Source organism: Pseudomonas sp. H1_F01, from assembly GCF_054681425.1.
Map to the genome: position 1 here is coordinate 3,984,323 of NZ_CP162823.1, position 19,549 is coordinate 4,003,871.

Annotated in this window: 17 protein-coding genes; 11 read left to right on the top strand and 6 right to left on the bottom strand. The window is 60.7% G+C overall.

The window, feature by feature from the left end:
• Positions 1 to 19 precede the first annotated feature (19 nt).
• Positions 20 to 1,117, bottom strand: coding sequence for a carboxynorspermidine decarboxylase (locus AB4O09_RS18115; protein ID WP_003201000.1), 1,098 nt, complete (start codon positions 1,115 to 1,117; stop codon positions 20 to 22).
• A 254-nt stretch (positions 1,118 to 1,371) separates the two neighbouring features.
• Positions 1,372 to 2,307 carry a Ppx/GppA family phosphatase gene (locus AB4O09_RS18120; RefSeq protein WP_003200999.1) on the bottom strand — a complete coding sequence of 312 codons (936 nt, stop codon included), beginning with the start codon at positions 2,305 to 2,307 and terminating at the stop codon, positions 1,372 to 1,374.
• 319 nt (positions 2,308 to 2,626) lie between these two features.
• On the opposite strand from AB4O09_RS18120, the gene ppk2 reads away from it, so the two are divergent.
• From ppk2 to phnE (AB4O09_RS18150), 6 genes are all read left to right on the top strand, one after another.
• Complete coding sequence (gene ppk2 / locus AB4O09_RS18125) at positions 2,627 to 3,544, top strand: polyphosphate kinase 2 (protein ID WP_027912321.1); 918 nt, start codon at positions 2,627 to 2,629, stop codon at positions 3,542 to 3,544.
• 68 nt (positions 3,545 to 3,612) lie between these two features.
• Positions 3,613 to 5,232 carry an inorganic phosphate transporter gene (locus AB4O09_RS18130; protein WP_003200997.1) on the top strand — a complete coding sequence of 540 codons (1,620 nt, stop codon included), beginning with the start codon at positions 3,613 to 3,615 and terminating at the stop codon, positions 5,230 to 5,232.
• A gap of 264 nt (positions 5,233 to 5,496) precedes the next feature.
• A complete protein-coding gene (locus tag AB4O09_RS18135) occupies positions 5,497 to 6,348 on the top strand; it encodes a putative selenate ABC transporter substrate-binding protein (protein ID WP_003200995.1) in 852 nt (283 codons plus the stop codon).
• Positions 6,345 to 7,142, top strand: a complete 798-nt coding sequence (locus AB4O09_RS18140; RefSeq protein WP_460107295.1) for a phosphonate ABC transporter ATP-binding protein — start codon at positions 6,345 to 6,347, stop codon at positions 7,140 to 7,142. Before AB4O09_RS18135 ends, AB4O09_RS18140 begins: the two co-directional genes overlap by 4 nt.
• Positions 7,112 to 7,963 (top strand): phosphonate ABC transporter, permease protein PhnE, encoded by an 852-nt coding sequence (gene phnE, locus AB4O09_RS18145; protein WP_460108428.1) that lies wholly within the window; start codon positions 7,112 to 7,114, stop codon positions 7,961 to 7,963. Before AB4O09_RS18140 ends, phnE (AB4O09_RS18145) begins: the two co-directional genes overlap by 31 nt.
• The gene (gene phnE, locus AB4O09_RS18150; RefSeq protein WP_013693114.1) at positions 7,960 to 8,727 is read left to right on the top strand and encodes a phosphonate ABC transporter, permease protein PhnE; all 768 of its coding nucleotides are present in this window, start codon (positions 7,960 to 7,962) and stop codon (positions 8,725 to 8,727) included. The genes phnE (AB4O09_RS18145) and phnE (AB4O09_RS18150) overlap by 4 nt, the downstream gene beginning before the upstream one ends.
• Positions 8,728 to 8,791: 64 nt before the next feature.
• On the opposite strand, the gene AB4O09_RS18155 is transcribed toward phnE (AB4O09_RS18150), so the two are convergent.
• Positions 8,792 to 9,715 (bottom strand): LysR family transcriptional regulator, encoded by a 924-nt coding sequence (locus AB4O09_RS18155; protein WP_460107298.1) that lies wholly within the window; start codon positions 9,713 to 9,715, stop codon positions 8,792 to 8,794.
• Between the two features lie 113 nt (positions 9,716 to 9,828).
• Between AB4O09_RS18155 and AB4O09_RS18160 the strand changes: the two genes are divergently transcribed.
• The 5 genes from AB4O09_RS18160 (at position 9,829) to yghU (ending at position 14,694) form a co-directional block, all read left to right on the top strand.
• Entirely contained in the window at positions 9,829 to 10,824 is a 996-nt protein-coding gene (locus AB4O09_RS18160; protein WP_013693112.1) for an aldo/keto reductase, read from the top strand.
• A gap of 121 nt (positions 10,825 to 10,945) precedes the next feature.
• A complete protein-coding gene (locus tag AB4O09_RS18165) occupies positions 10,946 to 11,704 on the top strand; it encodes a substrate-binding periplasmic protein (protein WP_003200978.1) in 759 nt (252 codons plus the stop codon).
• A gap of 1 nt (position 11,705) precedes the next feature.
• Positions 11,706 to 13,049, top strand: coding sequence for a diguanylate cyclase domain-containing protein (locus AB4O09_RS18170; RefSeq protein WP_460107299.1), 1,344 nt, complete (start codon positions 11,706 to 11,708; stop codon positions 13,047 to 13,049).
• Positions 13,050 to 13,075: 26 nt separating this feature from the next.
• The gene (locus tag AB4O09_RS18175; protein WP_460107301.1) at positions 13,076 to 13,810 is read left to right on the top strand and encodes a substrate-binding periplasmic protein; all 735 of its coding nucleotides are present in this window, start codon (positions 13,076 to 13,078) and stop codon (positions 13,808 to 13,810) included.
• A gap of 44 nt (positions 13,811 to 13,854) precedes the next feature.
• Positions 13,855 to 14,694 (top strand): glutathione-dependent disulfide-bond oxidoreductase, encoded by an 840-nt coding sequence (gene yghU, locus AB4O09_RS18180; protein ID WP_212795797.1) that lies wholly within the window; start codon positions 13,855 to 13,857, stop codon positions 14,692 to 14,694.
• A gap of 25 nt (positions 14,695 to 14,719) precedes the next feature.
• Here the strand turns inward: yghU and AB4O09_RS18185 are convergent, their stop codons facing one another.
• The 3 genes from AB4O09_RS18185 to AB4O09_RS18195 all read right to left on the bottom strand — a co-directional run bounded on the left by AB4O09_RS18185 (position 14,720) and on the right by AB4O09_RS18195 (position 19,536).
• Positions 14,720 to 16,246, bottom strand: coding sequence for an FAD-dependent oxidoreductase (locus AB4O09_RS18185; protein ID WP_460107304.1), 1,527 nt, complete (start codon positions 16,244 to 16,246; stop codon positions 14,720 to 14,722).
• Positions 16,247 to 16,515: 269 nt separating this feature from the next.
• Positions 16,516 to 18,618 carry a DUF6311 domain-containing protein gene (locus AB4O09_RS18190; RefSeq protein ID WP_027912324.1) on the bottom strand — a complete coding sequence of 701 codons (2,103 nt, stop codon included), beginning with the start codon at positions 18,616 to 18,618 and terminating at the stop codon, positions 16,516 to 16,518.
• A 204-nt stretch (positions 18,619 to 18,822) separates the two neighbouring features.
• Positions 18,823 to 19,536, bottom strand: coding sequence for a sigma-70 family RNA polymerase sigma factor (locus AB4O09_RS18195; RefSeq protein ID WP_032833216.1), 714 nt, complete (start codon positions 19,534 to 19,536; stop codon positions 18,823 to 18,825).
• Positions 19,537 to 19,549 lie beyond the last annotated feature (13 nt).

The following is a 19,549-nucleotide window of genomic DNA, read 5'->3' on the forward strand; positions in this document are numbered from 1 at the left end:
CATTTCTCCTTCCGCCAACTCAAGACAGGCTGGACAGATAGTCGTCGTAAACAAACTCGCGAACCACCTCGACGCTGCCGTCGAGCTGCTTCACTACGATGGACGGCATTTTCAGGCCGTTGAACCAGTTTTTCTTGACCATGGTGTAACCCGCTGCGTCGATGAACGACAGCCGATCGCCGATGGACAGCGGACGATCGAATTGGTACTCGCCGAAAATGTCTCCGGCCAGGCAGGATTTGCCGCACACCATGTAGGTGTGTTCGCCCTCGCTCGGTGCCATTTTGGCGTCCAGGCGATAGATCAGCAGATCGAGCATGTGCGCCTCGATGGAACTGTCCACCACGGCCAGGTGCTTGCCGTTGTAGAGCGTGTCGAGCACGGTGACTTCCAGCGACGCACTCTGGGTGATCGCGGCCTCGCCCGGCTCCAGGTAGACCTGCACGCCATATTTTTGCGAGAAGGCCTTGAGCCGCGCGCAGAAGGCGTCCAGGGCGTAGCCCTCGCCGGTGAAGTGAATGCCGCCACCGAGGCTGACCCACTCGACCTTATGCAGCAAGTGACCAAAGCGCTCTTCGATAGTGCCCAGCATCTGGTCGAACAAACCGAAATCGCCGTTCTCGCAGTTGTTGTGGAACATGAAGCCGGAGATATGCTCGATGACTTGCTCGATTTTCACCGGATCCCATTCGCCCAGGCGGCTGAAGGGGCGCGCCGGGTCAGCCAGCAGGTAATCGGAGCTGCTCACTTGCGGATTGACCCGCAGGCCGCGGACCTTGCCGGCCGACGCTTCGGTGTAGCGCTGCAACTGGCCGATGGAGTTGAAGATGATCTTGTCGCAGTTGGCGAGCATCTCCTCGATCTCATCGTCGGCCCAGGCGACGCTGTAGGCATGGGTCTCGCCAGCGAACTTCTGCCGGCCGAGCTTGAGCTCATAGAGCGACGACGAAGTCGTGCCGTCCATGTACTGCTGCATCAGGTCGAACACCGACCAGGTGGCGAAGCACTTGAGCGCCAACAAGGCCTTGGCCCCGGACTGCTCACGCACATAGGCGATCTTCTGCATGTTCGCCAGCAGCTTTTGTTTGTCGATGAGGTAGTACGGCGTTTTGATCATTTTCGAGGCCTCCGGGCAAGGCGAGCCAAAAAAGGATGCGCATTGTGCCTTCACTGACTGCATATCGAAAGAGCGAAAAGCCCCGTTCACGCAATCACCCTGATCCGGGCCCACGCTTTGCGATAACCGGACGTACCGACTGCCCAGGCGATGAAATGCTGGATGATCTGGTAAAGAAGGGGTCACCGAAGAGGCGCTGATGCTCGAAATTGAGCCATCGCTGATAGACGGCAATGGGTAACAACCGTCCGTGATCAGTGCTGATGCATCAGACCATGCAGAACGCCGAACCTCAGGCCCGGCTCGGAAGCAATCATTTGCGAGATACCAAAGACCTTGAATGCCGCCAGCATGATCGCCAGGCCACCGGGCAGGATGCCCAGGCGGTGGGTTTGCAAGCCGGCCAACCTGAGCTGGTTGACATGGCCGACCTCCAACAGTCGCAACGACAACCGCAACAATCCACTGTAGGTAATGCCGCCTTTACCCAAGTCGTTGAGGTCGTTGGCCTTGAGCACTTTGGCCAACATCCGCGCGGTACCGGAAGAGCCGATAGCCTGCTGCCAGCCCAGCGCGCGATAACGAGACGCCACTCTTTCAAACTGCAGGACGGCCACTCGCTCCGCCTCCAACAGCGCTTGAGCAGTCATGCATCCGCCCGGAAAGTAACGCGCGCCAAAAGTGCCGCTGCCAATGGCAATGCTTTCCGTGAACAGCGGCTGCGCACCCTGCCCCAGAATCAGTTCGGTCGAGCCACCGCCGATGTCCACCACCAGCCGCGTACGCTCGACACCGGGCACCGTATGGGCAACACCGGCATACACCAGTCGGGCTTCTTCGTGCCCGGAGAGCACGTCGATCCGAAACCCCAGGTGGCGCTCGGCGCTGGCCAGGAACAGCTGGGCATTCGCCGCCTCGCGCACGGCACTGGTCGCCACCGCCCGCACCCGTCCGGCTTCAAAGCCGCGCAGTTTCTTGCCGAATCGGGCGAGCGCCTGCCAGCCCCGATCCAGTGCCAGCTCGTCCAACGCCCCGGCCTGCAGGCCCTCAGCCAATCGGACCGGCTCGCGCAGGGTTTTCACTTCCTGGATCACCAACTGTCGATTGCGCTTGACCGACTGGCCGATCATCAAACGGAAAGCGTTAGAGCCCAAGTCAATGGCCGCGAACAGGGGGGCGTCGCCTTTCATAGCGGTGTTCCTTGATTCATCAGCCAGCAGGCACAGGCGCTGCCGGACTTCCCACGATGGTTTGCGAAGATCCTGCCATGGCTTCGATGACACCTGGATGACACCCCTGGCGCTCGGCCATGGAAAACAGACGCGCACCAACGAAATTTCGGGCGAACCCTGCGCCTTCGAGCGTAATCGATAAAACTCGATCGTGCAGGCATCCTCCAGAGATAAACGTTTTAGCCATGGGAAAGCGCGTGAAGCTCGGATGACCGTCACCGTCATGTAACAAAATGCAACTAGCGTGGATGGCGCCTCCACGACCGAGTTTTCCATCATGCTTTCAACCCAGGACACCTTGGTACAGCGCATCCACCGCGAACTGCTTGACCACAGTGACGAAGAGCTGGAGCTGGAGTTATCCGAAGACGGGTATGACCTGAACGCCTTGTTCGATGAACATGCCCCGGATAGCAGCGAGAAGGAAATCCGACGACTGTATTTCAGCGAACTGTTCCGCCTTCAAGGCGAACTGGTGAAGCTGCAAAGCTGGGTGGTCAAGACCGGACACAAGGTTGTGATCCTGTTCGAAGGACGCGATGCCGCTGGCAAGGGTGGCGTGATCAAGCGTATTACCCAGCGACTCAATCCACGGGTATGCCGCGTCGCCGCCCTGCCCGCCCCCAACGACCGTGAACGGACTCAATGGTACTTCCAGCGCTACGTCTCGCACCTGCCTGCGGCGGGTGAAATCGTGCTGTTCGACCGCAGCTGGTACAACCGCGCCGGGGTCGAACAAGTCATGGGGTTCTGCACCGCCGACCAGTACGAAGAGTTCTTCCGTACCGTGCCGGAATTCGAACGGATGCTCGCTCGCTCCGGTATCCAGTTGATCAAGTACTGGTTCTCCATTTCCGACCAGGAACAGCACCTGCGCTTCCTCAGTCGCATTCATGACCCACTCAAGCAATGGAAGCTCAGCCCCATGGACCTGGAGTCCCGCCGGCGTTGGGAGGCCTACACCAAGGCCAAGGAAATCATGCTCGAACGCACCCACATCGCCGAGGCTCCCTGGTGGGTGGTGCACGCCGACGACAAGAAAAAGGCCCGGCTCAATTGCATCCATCACCTGCTTGGGCAAATGCCCTATGAAGAGGTGGAAATGCCGGCCATCGAACTGCCGCAGCGAGTACGACAGGAAGACTACTCCCGCAGTCCGACGCCACCGGAGCTCATCGTGCCTCGGGTCTATTAAGGCCAGCCAGGCAGGGACGCCCGGCACCGCGCCTCCCACTTCCACCGCTCACTGAATCGGATTTCATCATGACAAACCAGACCCTGGTCATGGACTCATCGAGTTCCATCGCCCCCAGCTCAAGACCGCAGCTCACCGGCAAACCGAGCGTGATCACCTTGGTGGTGTTTTTCGCCGTACTGGGCAGCGGTTTGCTGTTTACCGCCTACAGCCTGATGCACGACATGAACGAACTCGGCACCGTAGTGACCACCTGGACGCCGTTCCTGCTGTTGGGCGTGGCGCTGCTGATTGCCCTTGGCTTCGAATTCGTCAATGGCTTCCACGACACCGCCAACGCCGTGGCCACGGTCATTTATACCAATTCCATGGCGCCGAACTTCGCCGTGGCCTGGTCGGGCTTCTTCAACTTCCTCGGGGTGCTGCTCTCCAGCGGCGCCGTGGCCTTCGGCATCATCGCCCTGCTGCCGGTGGAACTGATCCTGCAAGTCGGCTCCTCCGCTGGCTTCGCGATGATCTTCGCCCTGCTGATTGCCGCCATCCTGTGGAACCTGGGCACCTGGTGGCTGGGTTTGCCGGCGTCGTCGTCCCACACGCTGATCGGCTCGATCATCGGCGTGGGCGTCGCCAATGCCCTGATGCACGGGCGTGACGGCACCAGCGGTGTGGACTGGGCCCAGGCGACCAAGATCGGCTATGCGTTGCTGTTGTCGCCGCTGGTGGGCTTCGGTTGCGCTGCATTGCTGCTGCTGGCGCTGCGGGCCTTCGTCAAGAACCGCTCGCTGTACAAGGCCCCGGAAGGCAATACGCCGCCGCCCTGGTGGATTCGCGGCATGCTGATCCTGACCTGCACCGGCGTGTCATTCGCCCACGGCTCCAATGACGGCCAGAAAGGCATGGGCCTGATCATGCTGATTCTGGTCGGCACCCTGCCGATGGCGTATGCGCTGAACCGCACCATGCCGGCCGACCAGGCGCTGCAATTCGCCGCCGTGGCGCAAGTCACCCAGCAAGCACTGGTCAAGCACTCGCCGCTGCCGGCCCCGGCAAATCCGCGAGCGATCCTTTCCACCTACGTGGGCAGCAAGGAGGCGACGCCGCAATTGGTACCGGCCCTGGCCGCCATGACCGGCAGCATCGGCGCCGAGGTCAAGGGCTACGGCTCGCTGGCCAAAGTCCCCGCCGAAGCCGTGGGCAACGTGCGCAACGACATGTACCTGACCAGCGAAACCATTCGCCTGATGGACAAGAACAAGGTCGGCAACTTCGACGCCGACACCAGCGCCCAGCTGCAACTGTTCAAGCAGCAGATCGACAATTCCACGCGGTTCATTCCACTGTGGGTGAAAATCGCCGTGGCCATCGCCCTCGGCCTGGGCACCATGGTCGGCTGGAAGCGCATCGTGGTGACGGTGGGTGAGAAAATCGGCAAGTCCCACCTGACCTACGCCCAAGGTGCCTCAGCCGAAACCGTCGCCATGCTGACCATCGGCGCCGCCGACATGTTCGGTTTGCCGGTGTCCACGACCCATGTGTTGTCCTCCGGCGTGGCCGGCACCATGGTCGCCAACGGTTCCGGCTTGCAGATGCGCACCATCCGCAACCTGGTGATGGCCTGGGTACTGACGCTGCCTGCTGCCATCCTCCTTTCGGGCAGCCTCTACTGGTTGTTCACCAAGCTGTTCTGACCTCTCGTTCGCCGAGGCCTCACCTGACTGAGGCCTCGCGCTGAATCTCCTGTCCGCCACCTGCCAATGTGGGAGCGAGCTTGCTCGCTCCCACAAGGGTTGTGGGTGAGCTTGAGATCGCTGCTCTGTCCTATCTTCTTCATCTGGCAGGCCAGAAAACGGTTAATATCGCTCTCCTTCGTCTACCCTCACAGAGCGGCGTACCGCCCTCCACGTGGGCGTGATGCTTCACCATTCCTTGCCTTCATGTACCGGAGATCCTCCATGCTCAAGCGTTCCCTGGCATTGGCCGTCGGCGTTGCCCTGTCTTTTTGCAGCCTGCTGACCCAGGCCGCCGACACCTTGAAAGTCAGTGCGATTCCCGATGAGGCCCCGACCGAGCTGCTACGCAAGTTCAAGCCGCTGGGTGCTTATCTGGAGCAGCAAACCGGCATGAAAGTCGAGTTCGTACCCGTCAGCGACTACCCCGCCGTAGTCGAAGCGCTGGCCACCGACCGGATCGACATGGCCTGGCTGGGCGGCTTCACCTTCGTGCAGGCACGCCTGAAAACCGGCAACGCCATTCCCCTGGTCCAACGCGAACAGGACGCCCAGTTCACCAGTAAATTCATCACCGCCGACCCGGCCGTCAAATCCCTCGCCGACCTCAAGGGCAAGACCTTTGCCTTCGGTTCGGTGTCGTCGACGTCCGGTAGCCTCATGCCGCGCTATTTCATGCTCAAGGACGGCATCAAGCCGGAAAGCTACTTCAGTCGCGTGGGCTACTCGGGCGCCCATGACGCCACAGTCGCCTGGGTCCAGGCCGGCAAGGTCGACGCTGGCGTGCTGAACGCCAGTGTCTGGGAAAAACTGGTCGCTGCCGGCAAGGTCGACACGACCAAGGTCAAGGTTTTCGCCACCACCCCAGCCTATTTCGACTACAACTGGACGGTGCGCGGTACCCTCGACCCAGCGTTGGCGGCCAAGATAAAGGCAGCTTTCCTGGCACTCGATCCAGCCAACCCGAAGGACAAGGAAATCCTCGATCTGCAGGCCGCCAGCCGCTTCATCGAAACCAAGCCTGAGAACTACAAGGGCATCGAGGAAGCCGCACGCGCCGCCGAACTGCTCAAATGACCCTGCAACTGACCCAGGTCAGCGTTACCCATGCCAATGGCGTCCAGGCGCTGCGCGGCATCGACCTGCACATCGGCGTCGGTGAACAGGTCGCCATCATCGGCCCGTCCGGCGCGGGCAAGTCGAGCCTGCTCAACCTGCTGGCCACTGCCCTGCGCCCGGGTAACGGCGAGCTGCAACTGCTCGGCGAACGCGCCTGGCAGTTGTCTGCCCGCCAGCGTCAACGCCTGCGCGCGCGCATCGGCCTGATCCACCAATCGCCGCCGCTGCCGCCGCGTCAACGCGTGGTCACGGCGGTCCTGGCCGGAAAGCTCGGTCAGTGGGGCATCGGCAAAAGCCTGTTGAACCTGCTGCATCCGCTGGATATTCCAGGCGCCAGGGCGGCGTTGGCCCGACTGGACCTGGGCGACAAATTGTTCGCGCAATGCCAGCAGCTGTCGGGCGGACAGCTGCAACGCGTAGGCATTGCCCGGGTGTTGTACCAGGCGCCTGAGGTGCTGCTGGCCGATGAACCGGTTTCGGCCATGGATCCGGTACTGGCCCAGCACACGCTTTCGGTGCTTTGCCGCCATGCCCGGGAGCACAACGTCACCCTGGTCGCCAGCCTGCATGCGGTGGAACTGGCCTTGGCACACTTTTCCCGGGTCATTGGCCTGCGTGATGGCCAGATCCTGTTCGACCTGCCAACCGACGCGGTCGACCGCCAGTTGCTCGACACGCTCTACGCCAACGAACAGCTTCAGTCTTCGCCAACACCCCCTTCATCCTTGAGCGTGCAGATCCCCCGATGCTGACGCGCGATACCCGAGACCCCGCCACCCGCCCGCGCCTGCTGCTCACTCTGCTGGCCCTCGTCCTGCTGTGGCCGGGCATCCAGTTCAGCGAACTGGACCTTCGCGTGCTGGTGGCGAGGGACAGCCAGAGTGAAATGGGCCGGTTTGTAGCGGCCTTCTGGCCTCCAGCCCATGGCGACGAATTTGTCGAGCTGCTGTGGCAGGCCACCTTGCAGACGCTGGCGATCGCCACTGCCGGCATGGCCCTGGCGTTGCTGTTGGCGGTGCCCGCGAGCCTGCTGGCCAGCCGCGCCCTATCGCTGTCGGCGGCCTCCCGTGCCGGGCACCCGGGTTATTGGGGGCAACTGCTGCGCTGGCCGGTGCGCGGCCTGCTGATCTTCCTGCGCAGCGTCCCGGAAATCGTCTGGGCCTTGCTCTTCGTGCGTGCCGTCGGCCTCGGCCCCACGGCCGGTGTACTGGCGATCGCCATTACCTACAGCGGCATGCTGGGCAAGGTCTACGCGGAAATCTACGAGTCGGTCGACCAGCGTCCGGCCCATGCGCTCTTGCAATCCGGCAGCAGCCGGTTCGCCGCTTTCTGCTACGGGATCCTGCCCAATGTCGCGGCGGAACTGTTGTCGTACACGGTGTATCGCTGGGAGTGCGCCATCCGCGCCTCGGTAGTGATGGGCTTCGTCGGTGCCGGGGGCCTGGGCCAGCAAATGGACCTGTCGCTGCGAATGTTCGCCGGCGGTGAAGTGGCCAGCCTGCTGCTGACGTTCCTGGTGCTGGTACTGCTCGCCGATCAACTCAGCCGCCTGCTGCGCTGGAGGCTGGCATGAATCGCCTGATCAACGCGGTCATTGTCCTGGGCATCGGTGCGGCAGTCGTCGCCTCGTTCATCTACCTGGGCATCGACCTGGGCGAGCTCGGCGACAGCGGCAATCTGCACCAGATGGGCGCTTATGCGCAGCGTTTTCTCAGCCCGGACCTGAGCCTGGGCCACCTGAAGGCGATCGGCCACGGCGCCCTGGAAACCCTCGCCATGTCGGCCATTGGCACCTTGCTCGCGGCAGTCTTCGGCCTGCTATTGGCCTTGCCTGCGGCCGGGCGCTTCGGCTGGCCCCTGCAGAGCGCTTCGCGGCTGGTGCTCAATGCCTTGCGCGCGGTTCCAGAATTGGTGTGGGCGGCGCTGATGGTCCTCGCCGCCGGGCTCGGCCCCAATGCCGGCACCCTGGCCTTGGCCCTGCACACCACCGGCGTGCTCGGCCGGCTGTTCGCCGAAGCCCTGGAAAATACCCCGTCCGAACCGGCCGACGCCATCCGCCTGCAAGGTGGCAATGCGGTATTGGCTTTCTGCTACGGCACGCTGCCCAACCTCCTGCCCCAGCTACTGGCCTATGTCTTGTACCGCTGGGAAAACAATATCCGCATGGCCAGCGTGCTCGGCTTCGTCGGCGCCGGGGGCTTGGGGCAAATGCTCTACGTCAGCCTCAGCCTGTTCCAGGAAGCCCAGGGCAGCACGGTGATCCTGGCGATGTTGTTGCTGGTTTTCGCGGTCGATACGTTGAGCAGCTGGAGTCGCCAACGCTGGGTCAAGGCTTGAGGTCCTATTGACTGACAGGGCCCTATCGCGAGCAAGCTCGCTCCCACAGCGATTCGGCGCTGCTCTACACCCTATCCATCAGCGCCCCCTGGGCATCCGCCTCTCCCTGCAACAGCTCGATCACCCAGTCGATAAAGACCCTCACCCTGGGCGACAACTGTCGATGGGGCGGGTATACCGCTGAGATCGGCCACGACGGCACGCTGTAGTCGTCGAGCACTTGAACCAGCCGGCCTTCGGCCAACTGCTGTTGCACGTGATAACGCGGCACCTGGATCAAGCCGAATCCCGCTTCACAGGCCGTCACGTAGGCGTCGGCATTGTTGACGTTCAAGTCACTGGGCAATTGCATTTCGCGCACCCGCCCCGCCACCTCGAATTCGAACGGAAAGAACCGCCCATTGCCGGACGCAAACCCGATGGCCCGGTGCGCCGCCAAATCCTCCAACCGCCCGGGCGTGCCGGCGCGGGCCAGATAGTCAGGGCTGGCGCACGTCAATTGATGCAGACGCACGATGGGACGCGCCACCAGCACCTGGTCGACGACGTTGCCGGCGCGGATTGCACAATCCACGCCCTCGCGCTGCAGATGGACCTGGCGGTCATGAAAACCGATGTCCAGTTGCAACGCCGGGTAGCGGCGATAGAAATCCGGCAGGCGTGGCACGATCCAGGTGCAACCAAAGGCAATGGGCATGTCCACTTTCAAGGTGCCGCGCGGCTGGCTGCGTTGCGCCGACAACGAACTTTCGAGGTCATCGAGGTCGTCCAGCAACTGGCCGCTGCGCTGGTAATACGCTTGCCCATCAAGCGTTGCGCGCACCTGCCGGGTGGTGCGCTGCAACAGTTGCACGCCCAGATGGGCTTCCAACTGCTGGATCAGCAGGCTGACGGTGGCCCGCGGAAGCCCAAGGTCATCGGCCGCCTTGCCAAAACCGCCCAGTTCAACGATGCGCCGGAACACCTGCATGGCCTGTAATCGGTCCAATCTCGCGCCTCATTATTTAGATATCACGAATAGTTAAACCAATAATCATGGATTTATCCAGGAAACCCCTTGATAGAGACTGCACAGGTCGTTCATTTCCAGGAGCTATCAGCATGAAGACTCGCCAACTCGGCCATCGCGGCCCTCACGTTTCCTCCATCGGCCTGGGCTGCATGGGCATGTCGGATTTCTACACCACGGGCGTGGACGAGCGCGAAGCGATTGCCACGCTGCACCGCGCCGTGGAATTGGGCGTGACGCTGTTCGACACCGCCGACATGTACGGGCCGCATACCAACGAACAACTGCTCGGACGGGCCCTGCGCGGCAAGCGTGACAGCCTTTACCTGGCGAGCAAGTTCGGCCTGGTGCGCAGCAGCGATCCCCATGCCCGCGGCGTCAATGGTCGCCCCGACTATGTCCGGCAATCTGTCGAGGGCAGCCTCAAGCGTCTCGATACCGATTACCTCGACCTCTACTACCAGCACCGCATCGATCCTGAGGTGCCCGTCGAAGAAACCATCGGCGCCATGGCCGAGCTGGTCAAGGCCGGCAAGGTCCGCCACATCGGGATCTCGGAAGCCAGCGCCGAGACCATCCAGCGGGCCCACGCCGTGCATCCCCTGGCAGCGGTACAAAGCGAATATTCGCTGTGGTCCCGTGAGCCAGAACACAATGACGTGCTCGATACTTGCCGGCGCCTTGGCATTGCATTCGTCGCCTACAGCCCCTTGGGCCGGGGCTTTTTGACCGGTGAGCTGAAATCACCGGAGGACTTCGCCGCCGATGACTATCGCCGCTTCAACCCGCGCTTCCAGGCCGACAACTTCAATCGCAACCTGGCGCTGGTAGAGCGGGTCAAGGCATTGGCCTTGGACAAGGGCATCAGCGCTGCGCAATTGGCCTTGGCCTGGGTATTGGCCCAGGGTGACCATGTCATCCCGATCCCGGGCACCAAGCAGCGCAAGTACCTGGAAAGCAACGTGGCAGCGGCTTCGGTGATGTTGAGCGCTGACGAATTGGCCCAACTGGATGGGATTTTCGCAGGCGAAGGTGCCGTGGCAGGCGACCGATACCAGGCGCACACGATGACGTTGTTGAACGGTTGATCCTGCGGCTGGGCTGGCAGTTTCGACAGGCCGGATTCAAGCAGGCGTCAGCCCAGCCGATAACCCTATCAATAATAGCTTCCAGACCTCCGGGTTCTGCAGTTGCATAGGGTAATGATCAATGGGTTTGCCGCTGAATCGCCTGCTGGTGTGGGGCGTCCTGATGTTCCTCGCTGCAAGCGCTGGCGCGGCAGAGGCGCCGCTGCGCATCGTGACCGAGGAACTGCCGCCCTACAACATGACGCAGAACGGCCGAATGACCGGCATGAGCACCGAGGTGGTCCAGGCCGTGCTCAAGGAGGTCGGCATGGACGCGCCTATCCATTCCATGCCGTGGGCCCGTGCCTACGAACTGGCGCTCAATGAAAGCAACGTGCTCATCTACTCGATCGTCCGCACGCCTGCACGTGAACCGCTTTTCCAGTGGGTCGGCAGCATCGGCCCGACGCAGTGGTACCTCTACTCGCTGGCGGACCGGCCGGTGAAACTCGACTCGCTGGCCGATGCCCATGGTCACCAGATCGCCACGGTCAATCAGGACGTGGGTGAGCAATACCTGGTCTCGAAGGGCTTTCGCATCGGCGAGGAATTGCAGTCGAGCACCAAGTACGAACACAACTACCGCAAGCTCAAGGTCGATCACGTGGAGCTGTGGATTTCCAATGAGCTCAACGCGCTGTATCTGACGCGCCAGAACGGCGAAGACCCGGACAAGTTGCTGATCCGCTCGCTGGCACTGCCCGAGCTGAGCAGCGCAGACGGCTTGAGCATGGCATTCAGCCGCAATACGCCAGCCGATATGGTGGCGAAGTTCCGTGTGGGCCTGGAGACCATCCGGCGCAATGGCGTCTACGATGCCATCCTGCGCAAATGGTTATGACATGGATGCCAATTTCCGCATGGCGTCCTCCTTACAACCACAGACCAAGGCGTTCAGCTCCCTGGGGCGCCGCCTGGTACTGGCAACGCTGTTGTTCTGCCTGCTCTTTACCCTGGCGATGGTCACCTGGCGTACCTGGTTGGCCTGGGAAAACAACCTGGCGGAAATGAATTCGGAGCTGGCCCTGATCGACCAGGTGTTCCAGAACACCCTGGCCCATGCCATTTGGGAACTGGACCGTGAATCCCTCGACCAGCAAATCGCGAGCGTCGCCATGGCAGCGCCCGTGGGACGCCTGGTGTTGAACATCCTGCGCCCCGGGCAAGCGCCTGAAGTCATCGAACTCAATCGATACCCCGTCGGTCAATCGGGCGTGGTGCCGGTGCTGCATCGCCAGCTCATCGCACAACCTTACGCCGGGGCCCATGAAAAAGTCGGCGAGCTGACCATCGAAGGCGACAATAACCTGCTGTGGGAGCGCCTCTGGGGCGAAGCACGCAGCATCGTCATCACCCAGCTCATCCAGTCCTTGCTGCTGGCAGGGTTGGTCATGACCGTGTTCAACCGCCTGGTGACCGTGCATGTGGTACACATCGCCCGGCACCTGGGCGAACTGGCGCCGCAAACCCTCAAGCGTCACCTCAAGCTGCAACGGGCGGTGCAGCGCCAGGACGAGCTGAGCCTGCTCGAATTCCAGGTCAATACACTCCAGGACAACCTGCGCGCCCATTTGGAACGCCAGCATTCGGACGAACTGGCCCTTGCCGCCAGCCGCGACCAAATGGCCGAACTGGTCGAGGCCCGCACCGCGGAATTGAAGGCGGCCAACCAGGCCCTCGAAGCACTGTCACGCCACGACGATTTGACGGGGCTGGCCAACCGTCGCTATTTCGACGAGTTGAAGGACATCGAGTTTCGCCGGGCGATCCGCCACAAGACCCCGCTGGCGGTGCTCATGTGCGATGTCGATTTCTTCAAGATCTACAACGACACCTACGGCCACATGCAGGGCGACTTGTGCTTGAAAGAGATCGCCGAGACCCTGCGCAGCGTGTTCGGCCGCTCTGGCGAACTGACCGCGCGCGTAGGCGGCGAAGAGTTCGTCGTGGTCCTGCCCAACGTCGATGCCGCCCAGGCCTGCGAGGCCGCCCAACGTTTCCGTACAAGCCTGGCGGAACGTGAACTGCCCCACAGCGGTTCCAAGGTCTCGTCGTTTGTCACCGTGAGCATCGGCGTCGCCGAGCTGGACCCGGAGACCATGGACCATTTCGATCAACTGCTGCAACGCGCCGACCAGGCGCTGTACCGGGCCAAACACAAGGGGCGCGATTGCGTCGCCCTGTAAACCATCGCGTGCCATGAGGTCTGTATATGCACTATCGCCTGATACTCTGCTCGTGCCTGCTTCTCACCTCGATCAGCCTGCAAAGCCACGCCGAGACGATCGAAGTCGTGACCGAAGATTCCCTCTATGCCTACCAGCGTGACAACAAGGTCGTCGGGCCGGGTATTCGCATCGCCGAAGAAACGCTGAAGAACGCGCAGCTCACCGACTACAGCCTGTCGCTATACCCGTGGGCCCGGGCCTACGAAAAGGCGCTGCACGAGCCTAACGTGTTGATTTTCCCCCTGGACCGCACCCCGGCCCGCGAGCAATTGTTCAAATGGGTCGGTGAGATACACCGGGTGGCGAGCCGGCTCTACAAGATGCGAGACAGTGAAGGCATCGCCGTCAACAATCTCGAGGATGCCAAGCAGTACAGCATCGGCGTGGTGCGAAATGACGCCAAGCAGATTTACCTGCAACAGCGTGGGTTTACCCGGCTGGTCATCTCGGCCAACAACCACGACAACTTTCAAAAGCTGCTGAATCACCAGATCCAAATGCTGCCGATGCCGGAGAACACCGCGCGCCTGATGAGCAAGGATGCCCAAGTGGATTTCACTTCGCTGGAAGAGGTCTATACCCTCGACGAGCAACCCCACAAGGTCCACCTGGCGTTCAGCCTGAGCACACCTGACGAAGTCGTCGCCAAGGCCCAGCGCGCTTTCGAGCAGCTCAAGGCTTCTGGTGAAGTGGCGCGAATCATGAACGAACAGCGGTAGACTCTGGGGGATCACACCACAAGCAAACGATGAGGTATGTCCCGATGAGCCAAGCGTCCTACGTTCCGCCCAAGGTCTGGAAAAACGACGCCCCGTCTGGCGGCCAGTTCGCCAGCATCAACCGCCCTATCGCTGGGCCGACTCACGAAAAAACCTTGCCGATTGGCAAGCACCCGTTGCAGCTCTATTCCCTGGCCACGCCCAATGGCGTGAAGGTGACCATCCTGCTGGAGGAACTGCTGGCGCTGGGTCATACGGGCGCGGAATACGACGCCTGGCTGATCCGCATCAGCGAAGGTGACCAGTTCTCCAGCGGTTTTGTCGAGGTCAACCCCAACTCCAAGATCCCGGCCCTGCTGGACCGCAGCGTGGAACCTGCCATCCGTGTCTTCGAGTCCGGCTCGATCCTGCTGTACCTGGCGGAAAAATTCGGCGCCTTCCTGCCCACCGACCCGGCGGGCCGCACCGAAACACTGAACTGGCTGTTCTGGCAGATGGGCTCTGCCCCATACCTGGGTGGCGGCTTCGGGCATTTCTACGCCTATGCACCGGAGAAACTCGAATACCCGATCAATCGCTTCACCATGGAGGCCAAGCGTCAACTCGACGTCCTGGATCGCCGCCTCGGCGAAAGCCAATACCTGGCAGGCGATGACTACACCGTCGCCGACATCGCGGTCTGGCCCTGGTATGGCCAACTGGTGCGCAACAACGTGTACGGCGCCGCCGAATTCCTGAGTGCCCACGAATACACCCATGTGCAGCGCTGGGCAGAAGAGATTGCCAAGCGCCCGGCCGTCCTGCGCGGACAGCGGGTCAACCGCACGTGGGGGGATGAGGCGAGCCAGGTGCCGGAGCGGCATGAGGCTGGGGATCTGGGCTGAGGGCCAACCGCCACACCTGACGCGCTCAAGCCGGCAGCGTCAGGCCCCGGTCGCTGAAATACCGGCTCAACGTTGCCGCAGACGCTTGGGGATCGGCCAGGGCGACATAGGTATCGGGACGCAGCAGATAGGCGGCGTCCCGGCACAGCCCGGCTTTATGATGCTCATCCCGCCAGGTGAACGTGTGCAGGGGGATCTGGTGCTGGCTGCTCCAGGCTTTCAGCTCCGCCCCGGCCTCGCCGTAGACGTGCACCTGCCAGCCGATGGATGCGAGCGGTTCGTAGTTGTCAGCGCCCGGCACCGGTACCCAGGGCAAACGGTCACCGCCCAGTACGTCACCCGCCTTGCCGGCACTCAACGGGCTCTGGTGATAATTCAAGGTGGTTTGGGACACTATCCGGAACAGGTACTCACGCACGTTTTCGCTTTTGTAGGCGACACTTGCGAAGAGCGGTGCGATGCGCGTGCGCACGAAGTCGGCAAAATTGCCTTGGGCAGTAGCAAAGGTAAACAGCCGGTCCGTCGTTTCCACAAGTTTTTGCGCAAACGCCTGGCGTTCGGCCTGATAGCTGTCGAGTAACGCGTCTGGCGCCTGTCCCTTCACGACCGCCGCCAGTTTCCAGGCCAGATTGATCGCGTCGAGGATGCCGGTGTTCATGCCTTGGCCACCGGCCGGGCTGTGGACGTGCGCCGCGTCTCCCAGCAAAAACACCCTGCCCCAGCGGAACTGATCCGTGACGCGATGATGGACCCGGTAGGTGGAGAACCAGTTCACGCCATTGATCCTGATGTTCAGGCCGTTGATGGCGTCATGGCCAACGTCCTCGAACGTGAGCGTCTCTGGATGCTCTGCGCGTTCATCGCGAACCGTACCGATCAGGCGATATTGGCCAGTTTCGCCATAGAAAAACGCCAACACGAATTCGGATTTATCAAAGGCGATATGGGCCTCATCCGCAGGCTCGAAACCGCTGGCAGACACGTCCGCCACGTAGAACAACTGCTTGTAGGTGCCGCCCTCGAAGCCGCTCCCCACCTGATGACGCACGAGCGAACGCGCACCATCGCATCCTGCGAGGTAAGCGGTCGTCAGCGTTTCTTCGCGACCATCGGAGTGTTTCAAGCGCGCGGTAACGTGGTCGCCACGGTCCTCGAAGGACACCAGTTCAGTCTGCCGCTCGACTTCGACGCCCAGGGACTGAAGCTGCTCGACCAACAGCCGCTCATGACGATCCTGGGGGTATATGAGGACAAAAGGATAAGGCGATACATCCCCGCCAGCGTCCACCAGGGGAATCCGCGCCTTGCGTTTCCCCCGGGCCCACATGTTCATGGCCGGGGTCTTGTACCCGGCTTCGATGACCGCATCGGCCATGTCGAGCTGGCGATACAGCTCAAGTGTGCGGGCCTGGACGGCCATGGCCCGCGAGGTTTCCCCCGGTCCGCTGCTCTTGTCGACAATCCTGACAGCAAGCCCCTGCCGGGTGAGCCACAGAGCCAGGACCAATCCAGTAGGGCCGGCTCCCACAATGAGAATGTCCGTTTGCGCCATGATCGTGCCTCTGGAGGAGTGATGACTCTGGAGGCACTTAATAATGGTCGAGGAAGGCCGAATGTCAACGGACGGTCGGCGGGCAAATAAGGCACATCGTTCTGCGGCTACTGTGGGAGCGAGCTTGCTCGCGAAGGCGTCATGACCGTCGACATCGAAGTCGCCTGATACACCGCTATCGCGAGCAAGCTCGCTCCCACACAGGATGGTGGTGAACCTCGGCTTTTCGACTTGCACAGCCCCCTGCTGGGAGCCAGGGTCGTCCGCCGTTAGTTGACGGTCATAGTCTTCAAACCAAGCGCGAGTATCCGGGCATCCTCGCCCAAGCCGAGCTGCTGCGGACTTATCGCGTCCGCAAATTGCAGTTGCATCCTCAAGAAGCCCTGATCCGCAATGCGTTGCTGCATCGAGGGTGTAACGGGTATTTCGAGGATGTTGCCTTCTGACTTTTCAAGCGTGTTGGTCGATGCCTGTAAGCCGTTGATAAGAACCGTGACTTTTTGTTGTGCATGACCCGGCACAAGAAAGGCTGAAGCCTCCAAGCGAATGGAATGTACGAGGTTTGTTGCTCGCAATACTATTTCCGCATCGGTTCCCTCGGACCAGGTGCCCCATTGCTCCGCGTCAAGCCACCCCTTTGCCAGATACGCTGTACCTGAGTCACGTTGATCGAATCGCACGGTATGGCCAAGCTCAAGTGGGGCGGCCATCGGCGCCTGTTCATTTGTCAACTGCGGGCATTCGCTGCACCGCTTCCAACCAGGCGCAAGCACGGTAAACCCATCTATCCTGGCGAAAAGATCAGCGGAAGTATCAACGGTGCCCAACGCTCGCAACATAGCCCGGCTGTCCATCAAGTACAGCGAGTCCGGTTCATACTTTCCCAATGCTAAGGCCTGGGTGGCTTTTTCGTCAGCCTGTCGCCATTGCGTCATACTCATCCGCCCAAGGTAGGGGGCATCCGTTGACAAATGATGGAGGCCTGCAAAAGCTGAAACAGAAAGCCAATGCGGGGAGAGATTCTGCGGCACTATCCATCGAACTTTCTGGTAATGAGATGCAGCGCTCTTCCAAAACGGATCGACAAAAGGCGTCGCCCATTCGGATGCCGGCTTGACCATGAATTTCTTTCTGACGTCCGACCAACCGCTGTGAGTGTCGAAAACTTGTATCAAGAGCGCCATCCCCAAAAGACACGCGGCCGTTCTTGACGTATTGGCGCGAACGATCAGGAAAATAATGACAAAGATCACAACGTAGTAAATCGGCCAGAACATTCGCCCTGAGGCACGAAAGATGTTCGCAATGGAAATCACTTGAGGGGGCAAGGAATAACCAAGCTCGAACGAACCGATTGCGACATGGTTCGAGAACGAGAAAATGGTCAGACCGATCAACGCCAGCCCTAGCATCGGCCGTTTATACAGCGCGGACCCAAGCCCTGTATTACCGCGCAACCATCCTGCAAAGGCACAAATCGATAAAACAATCAGGCCCGTCCCCAGGAAAGCGAAACCGTCACTGTCCCCCGGTACACCCGGGAGATTTTTCAACGCATACGACCAGTTCTGGGGATTGAACAGCGTCAAGACGTTTGCCCGGTACAGACCGAATCCGGCAGAAGTAACGCCTGCGCGCTCGACGGTGAAATAACCGGCCTGCCAGCAACAGGCGGTGACTAGGGAAAACAACACCCCCAACTCAATGGCCGCGGAGCCAAGGGACAGCCGGCGCTTAAAGTATTTGGCGGCAAGATCAGCCAGCCAGATCAGTGCAATCATCGCCAGAAAGTAGGCATGGATCAGCGCAGCCGCCGCCAACAATGCCCCCCAGGCCATACGTCTTCTGCGTAAGGCTGGGTGCAGGTTCAGGTACAACGCCGCGAGGACCAAAAAATGCCCGCCCAAAGACAGGTGTACGGTCATGCGCAGGATCATGGGAGGCACAAAGAGGAACAGCGCCGCGCCGAGGGCTCGGATAGCAATACTGGGCGTAATCAATCCCACCAGTTTCCAGGCAAACCATGCCTGAAGCATGAAACAAGCCAGCAGCCAGAGACCAAAATACTGAAAAGGTTCAGGCAGCAACGACGCGAAGGGTTTGAATACAAAGGCCAGGAGCGGATTGGAATCCGAAAAGATGATGCTGTTGCTCAGTTCAAGCCCGTAGGATGGATTCAGTCCGATAGGGAACGACCACGGCGATTGCCTGTAGAACAACCAGCCCAAATAATGAGTGGCCGGATCGCCATTTCCCAACCACGCGATATTTTGCGGGTCCAACGCACGCGGCCCAATGACCATGAAAAATGCCAATGCGCCAATCAGCAAAGGCAGCAGGTTCAATACCCTGCCCTGGCCAAGCGGCTTCATTGCCTCGCCTGCGGCGCGATACAACACAGCGATCAAATTTCGGTTTACAAGTGGTCGTGGCGTCCAAGTGCGCCTAGTTTGCGTACTGTGCTGATGAGTCAATTGCTTTACTCTTTTTATAGTGTTTTTTAACAATCCGCCGATCCACGGCAGCCGCCGCAGCCGGCTTTTTCACCGGAGAGCCAGCACCTCGCCCCACCGATGCTACCAGCTATCCCCGGCCATTAATCTTGCATGGCTTATCCGAATGTTTTTCAACGCCTGGGCGTGCAATTGTGAAACGCGTGACTTCGAGATGCCCATGAGTTCGCTAATCTCGGTGAAGCTTAAATGCTGGTGATAGTGCCCCTGGATGACTCGCTGTTCATTCGCCGAAAGAAGCTTCACGCACTCCTCCAGTGTGTCGCTTTCACGCTCCACTTCGTAGAGGCTTAGCGGATTATTGTCCTTTGGCTCAGGGTCAACGATCCCAGACTCCAGAAACAACCCGAACGCCAAGCCGATAGCGACGTTCGCCACCTGCTCCAGATCGGACTCCGCTCGGCCCTCCTCCTGCATGCCGGAAATACTCTCCAGCCGTTCCCGGTAATAGCGACGTCGATCGCCTACATAACAGGACAAGCCCTTAAGCACGTTACCTTTTACATAAGGTTCGGCATAGGACTGGAAACGCGTATTCAATTCCGGATTGAACCGGTCAATGGCCTGCAAAAGGCCAATCGAGGCCAGATTCACGTAGTCCCCCCACTCAGCCAATGGATGTGGGTAGCGAGAATACAAAAGCCCGACAATCATCCGAAGCCATTGGCCATAAAAAAAGAACAACCGGCTCCTGGCCGCCTCTGTTTTGCTGTCCAGCCAATTGCGCCACAACGCCTGCTCGTCATTGCCTTCATTGCGGGGCTCATCCGTCACCATGGAAGGCTGCACC

Coding starts and splice junctions, on each gene's coding strand:
- AB4O09_RS18115 (WP_003201000.1), bottom strand. CDS start 1,117: ATGATCAAAACGCCGTACTACCTCATCGACAAACAAAAGCTGCTGGCG.
- AB4O09_RS18120 (WP_003200999.1), bottom strand. CDS start 2,307: ATGAAAGGCGACGCCCCCCTGTTCGCGGCCATTGACTTGGGCTCTAAC.
- ppk2 (WP_027912321.1), top strand. CDS start 2,627: ATGCTTTCAACCCAGGACACCTTGGTACAGCGCATCCACCGCGAACTG.
- AB4O09_RS18130 (WP_003200997.1), top strand. CDS start 3,613: ATGACAAACCAGACCCTGGTCATGGACTCATCGAGTTCCATCGCCCCC.
- AB4O09_RS18135 (WP_003200995.1), top strand. CDS start 5,497: ATGCTCAAGCGTTCCCTGGCATTGGCCGTCGGCGTTGCCCTGTCTTTT.
- AB4O09_RS18140 (WP_460107295.1), top strand. CDS start 6,345: ATGACCCTGCAACTGACCCAGGTCAGCGTTACCCATGCCAATGGCGTC.
- phnE (WP_013693114.1), top strand. CDS start 7,960: ATGAATCGCCTGATCAACGCGGTCATTGTCCTGGGCATCGGTGCGGCA.
- AB4O09_RS18160 (WP_013693112.1), top strand. CDS start 9,829: ATGAAGACTCGCCAACTCGGCCATCGCGGCCCTCACGTTTCCTCCATC.
- AB4O09_RS18165 (WP_003200978.1), top strand. CDS start 10,946: ATGGGTTTGCCGCTGAATCGCCTGCTGGTGTGGGGCGTCCTGATGTTC.
- AB4O09_RS18170 (WP_460107299.1), top strand. CDS start 11,706: ATGGATGCCAATTTCCGCATGGCGTCCTCCTTACAACCACAGACCAAG.
- AB4O09_RS18175 (WP_460107301.1), top strand. CDS start 13,076: ATGCACTATCGCCTGATACTCTGCTCGTGCCTGCTTCTCACCTCGATC.
- yghU (WP_212795797.1), top strand. CDS start 13,855: ATGAGCCAAGCGTCCTACGTTCCGCCCAAGGTCTGGAAAAACGACGCC.
- AB4O09_RS18185 (WP_460107304.1), bottom strand. CDS start 16,246: ATGGCGCAAACGGACATTCTCATTGTGGGAGCCGGCCCTACTGGATTG.
- AB4O09_RS18190 (WP_027912324.1), bottom strand. CDS start 18,618: ATGAAGCCGCTTGGCCAGGGCAGGGTATTGAACCTGCTGCCTTTGCTG.
- AB4O09_RS18195 (WP_032833216.1), bottom strand. CDS start 19,536: ATGGTGACGGATGAGCCCCGCAATGAAGGCAATGACGAGCAGGCGTTG.